The organism is Thalassolituus sp., from assembly GCF_034111725.1.
Taxonomy (GTDB): domain Bacteria; phylum Pseudomonadota; class Gammaproteobacteria; order Pseudomonadales; family Oceanobacteraceae; genus Thalassolituus.
The window spans coordinates 132,286-141,206 of sequence record NZ_JAWUWR010000047.1 but is presented as its reverse complement, the minus strand read 5'-3'; the positions used below and the strand labels follow the sequence as shown (position 1 = coordinate 141,206).

General features: G+C 47.8%; 18 protein-coding genes and 1 pseudogene. All 19 read left to right on the top strand.

Annotation, left to right across the window (positions count from 1 at the left end):
* Window positions 1-270, top strand: a 270-nt coding sequence (rplP, locus tag UXZ23_RS07805; RefSeq protein WP_320820041.1) for a 50S ribosomal protein L16, incomplete at its 5' end; no start/stop codon positions are given.
* Complete coding sequence (rpmC, locus tag UXZ23_RS07800) at window positions 270-461, top strand: 50S ribosomal protein L29 (RefSeq protein ID WP_015488535.1); 192 nt, start codon at window positions 270-272, stop codon at window positions 459-461. The genes rplP and rpmC, both read left to right, overlap by 1 nt.
* A 2-nt stretch (window positions 462-463) precedes the next feature.
* On the top strand, window positions 464-730 hold the full coding sequence (gene rpsQ / locus UXZ23_RS07795; protein ID WP_015488534.1) for a 30S ribosomal protein S17: 267 nt from the start codon (window positions 464-466) through the stop codon (window positions 728-730).
* Window positions 731-762: 32 nt separating this feature from the next.
* Window positions 763-1,131 (top strand): 50S ribosomal protein L14, encoded by a 369-nt coding sequence (gene rplN, locus UXZ23_RS07790; RefSeq protein ID WP_015488533.1) that lies wholly within the window; start codon window positions 763-765, stop codon window positions 1,129-1,131.
* Window positions 1,132-1,144: 13 nt separating this feature from the next.
* Window positions 1,145-1,459, top strand: a complete 315-nt coding sequence (rplX, locus tag UXZ23_RS07785; protein WP_015488532.1) for a 50S ribosomal protein L24 — start codon at window positions 1,145-1,147, stop codon at window positions 1,457-1,459.
* Window positions 1,460-1,476: 17 nt separating this feature from the next.
* Window positions 1,477-2,016 carry a 50S ribosomal protein L5 gene (rplE, locus tag UXZ23_RS07780; protein ID WP_320820040.1) on the top strand — a complete coding sequence of 180 codons (540 nt, stop codon included), beginning with the start codon at window positions 1,477-1,479 and terminating at the stop codon, window positions 2,014-2,016.
* Window positions 2,017-2,026: 10 nt separating this feature from the next.
* Window positions 2,027-2,332, top strand: coding sequence for a 30S ribosomal protein S14 (rpsN, locus tag UXZ23_RS07775; protein WP_015488530.1), 306 nt, complete (start codon window positions 2,027-2,029; stop codon window positions 2,330-2,332).
* A gap of 58 nt (window positions 2,333-2,390) precedes the next feature.
* The gene (rpsH, locus tag UXZ23_RS07770) at window positions 2,391-2,783 is read left to right on the top strand and encodes a 30S ribosomal protein S8 (protein WP_015488529.1); all 393 of its coding nucleotides are present in this window, start codon (window positions 2,391-2,393) and stop codon (window positions 2,781-2,783) included.
* Between the two features lie 11 nt (window positions 2,784-2,794).
* The gene (gene rplF, locus UXZ23_RS07765) at window positions 2,795-3,328 is read left to right on the top strand and encodes a 50S ribosomal protein L6 (RefSeq protein ID WP_320820039.1); all 534 of its coding nucleotides are present in this window, start codon (window positions 2,795-2,797) and stop codon (window positions 3,326-3,328) included.
* Window positions 3,329-3,338: 10 nt separating this feature from the next.
* Window positions 3,339-3,689, top strand: coding sequence for a 50S ribosomal protein L18 (gene rplR, locus UXZ23_RS07760; protein WP_015488527.1), 351 nt, complete (start codon window positions 3,339-3,341; stop codon window positions 3,687-3,689).
* A gap of 62 nt (window positions 3,690-3,751) precedes the next feature.
* Window positions 3,752-4,225 (top strand): annotated as a pseudogene (gene rpsE / locus UXZ23_RS07755) (30S ribosomal protein S5); the annotation flags it as partial.
* A 6-nt stretch (window positions 4,226-4,231) separates the two neighbouring features.
* The gene (gene rpmD, locus UXZ23_RS07750) at window positions 4,232-4,417 is read left to right on the top strand and encodes a 50S ribosomal protein L30 (RefSeq protein ID WP_320820038.1); all 186 of its coding nucleotides are present in this window, start codon (window positions 4,232-4,234) and stop codon (window positions 4,415-4,417) included.
* Between the two features lies 1 nt (window position 4,418).
* On the top strand, window positions 4,419-4,853 hold the full coding sequence (gene rplO, locus UXZ23_RS07745; RefSeq protein WP_320820037.1) for a 50S ribosomal protein L15: 435 nt from the start codon (window positions 4,419-4,421) through the stop codon (window positions 4,851-4,853).
* Window positions 4,853-6,175: a preprotein translocase subunit SecY gene (secY, locus tag UXZ23_RS07740; protein WP_320820036.1), complete on the top strand. Its 1,323-nt coding sequence runs from the start codon at window positions 4,853-4,855 to the stop codon at window positions 6,173-6,175. Before rplO ends, secY begins: the two co-directional genes overlap by 1 nt.
* 20 nt (window positions 6,176-6,195) lie before the next feature.
* Window positions 6,196-6,309 (top strand): 50S ribosomal protein L36, encoded by a 114-nt coding sequence (rpmJ, locus tag UXZ23_RS07735; protein ID WP_015488522.1) that lies wholly within the window; start codon window positions 6,196-6,198, stop codon window positions 6,307-6,309.
* 103 nt (window positions 6,310-6,412) lie between these two features.
* Window positions 6,413-6,769, top strand: coding sequence for a 30S ribosomal protein S13 (gene rpsM / locus UXZ23_RS07730; protein ID WP_320820035.1), 357 nt, complete (start codon window positions 6,413-6,415; stop codon window positions 6,767-6,769).
* Window positions 6,770-6,845: 76 nt separating this feature from the next.
* Window positions 6,846-7,235 (top strand): 30S ribosomal protein S11, encoded by a 390-nt coding sequence (rpsK, locus tag UXZ23_RS07725; protein WP_015488520.1) that lies wholly within the window; start codon window positions 6,846-6,848, stop codon window positions 7,233-7,235.
* A gap of 12 nt (window positions 7,236-7,247) precedes the next feature.
* On the top strand, window positions 7,248-7,868 hold the full coding sequence (gene rpsD, locus UXZ23_RS07720; protein ID WP_320820034.1) for a 30S ribosomal protein S4: 621 nt from the start codon (window positions 7,248-7,250) through the stop codon (window positions 7,866-7,868).
* Between the two features lie 22 nt (window positions 7,869-7,890).
* Window positions 7,891-8,892, top strand: a complete 1,002-nt coding sequence (locus tag UXZ23_RS07715; protein ID WP_320820033.1) for a DNA-directed RNA polymerase subunit alpha — start codon at window positions 7,891-7,893, stop codon at window positions 8,890-8,892.
* Window positions 8,893-8,921: the final 29 nt, after the last annotated feature.

Below are 8,921 nucleotides of genomic sequence, written 5' to 3'. Positions count from 1 at the left end.
TCAGCGCGTCGTGCGTTGACTCGTAAAGTGAAGCGTGGGGGCAAAATTTGGATCCGCGTTTTCCCTGATAAGCCAATTACCGAGAAGCCTCTTGAGGTGCGTATGGGTAAAGGTAAGGGTAACGTTGAATACTGGGTTTGTCAGATTCAACCAGGCCGCGTTCTCTATGAGATTGAAGGCGTTCCAGAAGAGTTGGCTCGTGAAGCTTTCGCTCTGGCCGCTGCTAAGCTGCCTTTTGAAACCGCATTTGTTAAACGGACGGTGCTGTGATGAACGCAACTGAACTGAAACAAAAATCAGTAGCTGAGCTGCAAACTCAGCTAGAAGAACTGTTGAGCGATCAATTCAAACTGCGTATGCAGAAGGCGACTGGCCAGTTAGGTCAAACGCATCTAGTACGTCAGACACGTCGTGATATCGCTCGCGTTAAAACCGTGCTTGCAAGCAAGGCAGGGGAATGATCATGAGTGAGAACACAACTATTGCACGCACTATGAGTGGTCGCGTTGTCAGCAACAAAATGGATAAGTCAGTAACTGTACTTATCGAACGTTTTGTTCAGCACCCGATTTACAAGAAGTTCGTGAAGCGCTCTACGAAAGTAATGGCGCATGATGAAAATAACGAATGTCAGATTGGTGACACCGTTACGCTAAAAGAGTCGCGTCCTTTGTCTAAAAACAAGACATGGGCGCTGGTAAGTATCGACGAGCGCGGCGCCAAGGTTTAATACCTGGCGAAGCTAGTTAAGGAGCGAGCAGCATGATTCAAACTCAATCAATGCTTGACGTTGCCGACAACAGCGGCGCGAAGCGCGTACAGTGCATTAAAGTACTGGGCGGTTCACATCGTCGCTATGCCGGCATCGGTGATTTGATTAAGGTATCCGTGAAGGAAGCGATTCCACGCGGTAAAGTTAAAAAAGGTCAGGTAATGAACGCAGTAGTAGTACGTACCCGTAAAGGTGTACGTCGTCCAGACGGCTCTATCATCCGTTTCGACACCAACTCTGCGGTACTGTTGAACGCGTCTCTTGCGCCGATCGGTACACGTATCTTTGGCCCTGTGACTCGTGAGCTGCGCTCTGAACAGTTCATGAAAATCATTTCCCTAGCACCTGAAGTGCTGTAGGGGAGGGGACGATATGTTAAAGATTCGCAAAAATGACGAAGTAGTTGTTATTGCCGGTAAAGACAAAGGCAAACGTGGCAAAGTACAAAAAGTACTAGACACCGGAAGCTTGGTTGTAGCTGGTATTAACATGGTGAAAAAACACCAGAAACCAAATCCGTACCTACAGCAACCAGGTGGTATCGTTGAGAAAGAAGCGAGTATTCAAGCTTCCAACGTTGCTATCTGGAACCCGAAAACTGAAAAAGCTGACCGTGTTGGCTTTAAAGTTGAAGGCGAAAGCAAGGTACGTATCTTCAAATCCACTGGCGATCAAGTTGACGCCTAATCGGACTGGGTACTGCTATGTCACGTTTAGAACAACTGTACAAAACTGAAGTAGTAGCCAAGCTGAAAGAAGAGTTTGGTTACAAAAACATTATGGAAGTGCCACGCGTTACCAAAATCACCCTGAACATGGGTGTTGGTGAAGCATTAGGTGACAAGAAGTTGATGGAAAGCGCCGTTTCCGATATGGAAGCGATTGCTGGTCAGAAAGTCATTGTTACTAAGGCACGTAAGTCAGTAGCGGGCTTTAAAGTTCGTGAAGGCTGGCCAATTGGCTGTAAAGTTACCCTACGTCGCGCTCGTATGTGGGAATTCATGGATCGCTTGGTAGATATTTCTCTACCGCGTGTACGCGATTTCCGTGGTATTAACCCTAAGTCGTTCGACGGTCGTGGTAACTACAGCATGGGTGTGAAGGAACAGATCATCTTCCCGGAAATTGAATACGATAAAGTAGACAAGATTCGCGGTATGGATGTGACCATCACAACAACTGCCAAAACTAACGATGAAGGCCGCGCTCTACTTAAAGCGCTGCAGTTCCCGTTCCGTAACTAAGGAGTTAACCATGGCTAAGATTAGCATGAAGAATCGTGAACTGAAGCGTGAGAAGTTGGTAGCAAAGTTCGCCGCAAAACGCGCCGAACTTAAAGCAATCATCATCAACGTAGATTCATCTGATGAAGCTCGTTGGAACGCACAACAAGCATTGCAAAAGCTGCCGCGTGATTCGTCATCAAGCCGCCTGCGTGCACGTTGTCAAATGACAGGCCGCCCACACGGTGTATACCGTAAGTTCAAGCTTTCACGTATTAAGTTGCGCGAAGAAGGCATGAAGGGTAATGTGCCTGGCCTTAAAAAAGCTAGTTGGTAAGCAATTCCCCCTTCCTCTAATCCGGAAGGGGGGCGCTGTACAACAGAGGTAATATTAAATGAGTATGCAAGATACGTTGGCGGACATGTTCACCCGCATTCGTAATGCCCAGCAAGCTGGTCATTCGAATGTAAGCATGCCGTCTTCAAAAATTAAGAAATCAGTGGCCGAGGTTCTAGAATCTGAAGGCTACATCGCAGGTTTTTCAGTTGAGTCAGGCGTTAAGCCGACTATGACGATTGACTTGAAATACTACGAAGGCAAGCCAGTTATTGAACGTATCCAGCGCGTAAGTCGCCCTGGTCTACGTCAATATCGCGGCACCACCGAACTGCCGAAAGTTGAAGCAGGTTTGGGTGTGGCTATCGTTTCCACTTCTAAAGGCGTTATGACTGATCGCGCTGCTCGTGCTGCGGGCGTTGGCGGTGAAGTTATAGCGACCGTATTCTAAGGGGAATAACGATGTCTCGCGTAGCAAAAGCTCCTGTACAAATCCCAGCTGGCGTTGAAGTAACTGTCGCTGCTGAGAAGATTTTGATTAAAGGTAAGCAAGGTCAACTTGAGTTGGACGTTCATTCTTCTGTAAATATTCAGAAAGAAGAAAACGTTTTAACTTTTGCTCCAAAATCAAACGACAAGCAGAGCAATGCTCTAGCTGGTACGTTCCGCGCATTAGTAAACAATATGGTTACTGGTGTTAGCGTAGGTTTTGAGAAGAAGTTGGTCCTGCAAGGTGTTGGTTATCGTGTAAAAACCACGGGCAACACTCTGAATTTAACACTGGGCTTCTCTCACCCTGTCGACTACGAGCTGCCAGCAGGTGTTACTGCTGAGACTCCTAGCCAAACTGAAGTGGTTATCAAAGGTGTTGATAAGCAGCAAGTTGGTCAAGTAGCAGCTGAAATCCGTGGCTATCGTCCACCAGAGCCTTATAAAGGCAAGGGTGTTCGTTATGCTGATGAAAACGTGCGTCGTAAAGAAGCCAAGAAAAAGTAAGGTCTAGGCCATGAATGAGAAGAAAAAAGCTCGTTTACGCCGCGCCCAGAAAACACGGATAAATATCCGTGAGAAAAGCGCGGTACGTCTGTGCGTATACCGTACGCCCAGACACATCTATGCTCAGATCATCTCGGCCAACGGCGCTAACGTCTTGGCTACTGCTTCTACTGTAGAAGCTGATCTGCGTACTGAACTGACTGGTAATGTTAACGCTGCCACTAAAGTTGGCCAGCTGATTGCCGAGCGCGCGAAAGCCGCTGGCGTCACTAAAGTAGCGTTCGATCGTTCTGGTTTTAAATACCATGGTCGTGTTAAAGCTCTGGCTGACGCGGCTCGTGAAAGCGGCCTGGAATTCTAAGGGTAAAGATCATGGCAAATAATTAACTTAATAACGATCGTAACAACGACCGTAACGAAAGCGAACTCCAGGAAAAACTGGTACAAGTTAACCGCGTTGCCAAAGTTGTAAAAGGTGGTCGTATTTTCGCCTTTACCGCTTTGACAGTAGTGGGCGACGGCAATGGTCGTGTGGGCTTCGGTCGTGGTAAATCACGCGAAGTGCCACTGGCTATCCAGAAAGCAATGGAACAGGCTAAGCGCAACATGGTTACCGTACAATTGGACGGTAACACTTTGCAGTATCCTATACGCGCCCGTCACTCTGGCGCTCAGGTATACATGCAGCCTGCTTCTGAAGGTACGGGTATTATCGCCGGTGGTGCGATGCGTGCTGTTCTGGAAATGGTCGGCGTTAAAAACGTATTGGCTAAGTGCTACGGCTCAACTAACCCGGTGAACGTCGTTCGCGCAACCTTTAATGGTCTAGCGCAAATGAAGTCTCCGGAACAAGTTGCAGCTAAGCGCGGCAAGTCTGTTGAAGACATCCTGGGGTAATCTGTTATGGCTAATAAAACCGTAAAAGTGACCCAAATACGAAGCACTATTGGCAAGTTGCCAAAGCATCGTGAAACCATGAAAGGTTTGGGTCTCCGTCGCATTGGTCACACCGTTGAGTTGGAAGATACTCCATCTGTACGCGGTATGATCAACAAAGTTCAATACATGATTAAGGTTGAAGGGGAGTAATATGCGTCTCAATGAATTGAGCCCAGCTCCTGGTTCTAAACCTGCTGCTAAGCGTGTAGGCCGTGGTATCGGTTCTGGTCTGGGTAAGACTGGTGGTCGTGGTCACAAAGGTCAAAAATCGCGTTCTGGTGGTAAAGTGGCTCCAGGCTTCGAAGGCGGTCAGATGCCTATTCATCGCCGTTTGCCAAAATTCGGTTTCGTTTCTCGTCAAGCACAGTATGTTGCTGAGATTCGTTTGAACGAGTTGGCACTGGTTGAAGGTGATGTGGTTGATTTAGCAGCTCTTAAAGCAGCAGACGTTATCGGTGAGAAGATTAAATCTGCTCGCGTGATCTTGTCTGGTGAAGTTAAGAAAGCTGTGACCGTTAAAGGTTTAAAGGTCACTAAAGGCGCTAAAGCTGCTATTGAAGCAGCAGGTGGAAAGGTCGAAGACTAATGGCTAGGCAAGGCTCACTACCACAGGGCATGCAATCCGGATTAAGCGAGCTTTGGGCTCGCATCCGATTCGTCCTGCTGGCAATTGTTGTATATCGTGTGGGTACCCATATACCGGTACCAGGCATTAATCCAGACGCATTGGCGCGCCTGTTTGAACAGAACCAAGGTACTATCTTGGAAATGTTCAACATGTTCTCCGGCGGTGCACTGGAGCGTATGAGTATTCTCGCGCTGGGCATCATGCCTTACATTTCTGCGTCGATTATCATGCAATTGTTGACGGCAGTGACGCCTCAGCTTGAGCAATTAAAGAAAGAGGGTGAGTCTGGGCGTCGTAAGATTACTCAGTACACCCGCTATGGCACCGTATTACTGGCAACCGTTCAAGCATTTGGCGTTTCCGCCGGCTTGGCGAGTCAGGGTGTTACTTTCTCAGCTGGATTGGATTTCTACATCACGGCCGTACCGTCATTCGTGGCAGGTGCTGTGTTCATGATGTGGCTAGGAGAGCAAGTTACCGAACGTGGTATTGGTAACGGCATCTCGATTCTGATTTTTGCTGGTATTGTTGCAGGCTTGCCAAGTGCTATTGGTCAGGCGTTTGAGTCTGCCCGTCAGGGCGACTTGAATATCCTGTTGTTACTGGTGATTGCTGCTCTTGCGGTTGCTGTGATCGGCTTTATCGTGTTCGTAGAACGCGGTCAGCGTCGTATCACAATCAACTACGCCAAGCGCCAGCAAGGCCGTCAAGTATTTCAGGCCCAGACCAGTCATCTGCCGCTTAAACTGAATATGGCTGGGGTTATCCCGGCGATCTTTGCCTCAAGCTTACTTTTGTTCCCTGCGTCTTTGGGTCAATGGTTTGGTCAAGGCGAAGGCATGGAATGGTTGCAGAAGTTCAGTAATGCGTTGGCTCCTAGTCAGCCGCTTTATATTGTTCTGTTTGCAGCTGGAATTATCTTCTTCTGCTACTTCTACACGGCGTTGATGTTCAACCCTCGTGATGTTGCAGAGAACTTGAAGAAGTCAGGCGCGTTTATTCCAGGGATTCGTCCAGGAATTCAAACAGCCAATTACATTGATAGCGTACTAGGTCGTTTGACACTGTTCGGTTCTCTGTATATTGCCGCTGTGTGTCTGTTACCTCAGTTCTTGGTAGTGGCTGCAGATGTTCCTTTCTATTTTGGTGGAACGTCATTGTTGATCGTTGTGGTTGTCGTTATGGACTTTATGGCGCAGGTGCAATCGCACTTGATGTCGAGCCAGTACGATTCACTGATGAAGAAATCAAATCTTAAGAATTTTGGCTCAGCACGCTGAGTCAGATTTAGGAGACCGTCATGAAAGTACGTGCGTCTGTTAAAAAAATCTGCCGTGAATGCAAAGTAATTCGCCGTAACGGTAGCGTGCGAGTGATCTGTACAGATCCTAAGCACAAACAACGTCAGGGTTAATTCTTCTGACAAGGCCGGGTCGCGATTCAGATAACTTGATTTCTGATCATGTTATCTGTATTATTCGCGGCCCTTTCATTAAGTAAGTGTAACGGAGTTAGACATGGCCCGTATTGCCGGTGTCAACATTCCTGACAACAAGCATGCAGTTATCTCTCTGACCTATGTCTATGGCATTGGTAAGACGTCTGCCCAGCAAATCTGTGCCAGTACTGGCATTGCTGAGAGCACCAAGATTGGTGATTTGAGCGAAGAGTTGTTGGATGTTGTTCGTAACGAAGTAGCAAAATACACGGTTGAAGGCGATCTGCGTCGTGAAGTCCAGATGAGCATCAAACGTTTGATGGATATGGGTTCCTTTCGAGGCATCCGTCACCGTCGTAGCCTGCCACTTCGCGGTCAGCGTACTAAAACAAATGCCCGTACCCGTAAAGGTCCGCGCAAACCGATTCGTAAGTAATTTTACTTACGATCGGGTTTTTAGTGTAGCTGCATTCGACTTGTTGCAGTGTTGATATTAAAAGCAGGATTTAAAAATGGCTAAGCCAAATAGATCACCAAAGAAGAAGGTTAAAAAGACGGTAGTGGACGGCATCGCCCATATACACGCCTCTTTTAACAACACCATCGTAACCATTACCGATCGTCAAGGTAACGCTCTGTCATGGGCTACCGCCGGTGGTTCTGGTTTCCGTGGTTCTCGTAAGAGCACTCCTTTCGCAGCTCAGGTTGCTGCGGAGCGCGCTGGGGAAGCCGCCAAAGAGTACGGCCTCAAGAATCTGGACGTGGAAGTTAAAGGTCCGGGTCCTGGTCGTGAGTCTGCCGTTCGTGCTTTGAACGCATGTGGATACAAAATCGCTAACATCACTGATGTGACGCCGATTCCACATAACGGCTGTCGTCCACCTAAGAAGCGTCGCGTATAAGGAGGCTGAGAAATGGCACGTTATATTGGTCCTAAGTGTAAGCTAGCACGTCGTGAAGGAACTGATTTGTTCCTAAAAAGCGGTGTTCGCTCACTAGACACAAAATGTAAGATGGAAACCAAACCAGGTGTACACGGTGCTGGTCGCGGTCGTCTGTCAGACTACGGTCTACAGTTACGCGAAAAGCAAAAAGTGCGTCGCCTGTACGGTATCCTAGAAAAGCAGTTCCGCAGTTACTACAAAGAAGCCGCACGCCGTAAAGGCGCGACTGGTGAGAACTTGTTGCAATTGTTGGAAGGGCGTTTGGATAACGTCGTATATCGTATGGGCTTCGGCTCGACTCGTGCGGAAGCACGTCAGCTTGTCTCTCACAAATCTATCGTTGTGAACGGTCAAACTGTAAATATCCCGTCTTACCAAGTTAAGACAGGCGATGTAGTAGCGATTCGCGAAAAATCCAAAACTCAGGATCGCATTAAAACTGCTCTTCAGTTGTCATCACAACGTGCCGATTGCGCATGGATTGATGTCAATGCGGGCAAGATGGAAGGAACTTATAAATCAGTTCCTGAGCGCGCTGATCTCTCTGCTGAGATCAACGAAAACCTGATCGTGGAACTTTACTCTAAATAATAGAGGAAATTAAGGGGCAGCTATGCAGCGTGCAGTTAATGAATTTTTGACACCTCGTCACATCCAGGTGGACGAAGTAAACAATACCCATGCCAAGGTAACACTTGAGCCGCTAGAACGCGGTTTTGGTCACACTCTGGGCAATGCATTGCGTCGTATCCTGCTGTCTTCTATGCCAGGCGCAGCGATCGTCGAATGCGAGATCGATGGCGTTTTGCATGAGTACAGCGCGATTGATGGTGTTCAGGAAGATGTGATTGAGATCCTACTGAACCTCAAAGGTGTTGCGGTCAAATTGCATGAACGTGACGAAGCTTCTCTAAGCCTGACCAAAGTTGGTCCTGGCGTAGTGACAGCTGCCGACATTCAACTGGATCACGGTGTTGAGATTGCAAACCCAGGTCATGTTTTAGCTCATTTGGGCGAAGGCACTGAACTGAAAATGAGCCTGAAGGTATCTTCTGGTCGCGGCTACGAAACTGTTGAAGCTCGTAACCAAAACGATGAAGAGACTAAGGCGATTGGTAAATTGCAGCTTGATGCTACTTACAGCCCAGTTAAACGTGTTTCATACAGCGTAGATAGCGCTCGTGTAGAACAACGCACTGACTTGGATAAGCTGGTCATTGATCTTGAGACCAATGGCACAATTGATCCAGAAGAAGCGATCCGTCGTTCCGCGACTATCTTGCAACAGCAGTTAGCAATTTTCGTAAATCTAGAAAACGACGAAGTCGTAGAGCAGATTCGCGAAGAAGAAGAGATCGATCCGATCCTACTTCGTCCAGTGGATGACTTAGAGTTGACCGTTCGCTCTGCTAACTGTCTGAAAGCAGAAAATATTTACTACATCGGTGATCTGATTCAGCGCACTGAAGTTGAGCTGTTGAAGACTCCTAACTTAGGTAAAAAGTCTCTGACTGAAATTAAAGACGTTCTTGCGTCACGCGGCCTGTCGTTGGGTATGCATCTGGAAAACTGGCCACCTGCCAGCCTCCGGAACGACGACAAAGTGCTAGCGTAAGCGGTTCGTTCAGTTAGTTAAGGAATTAA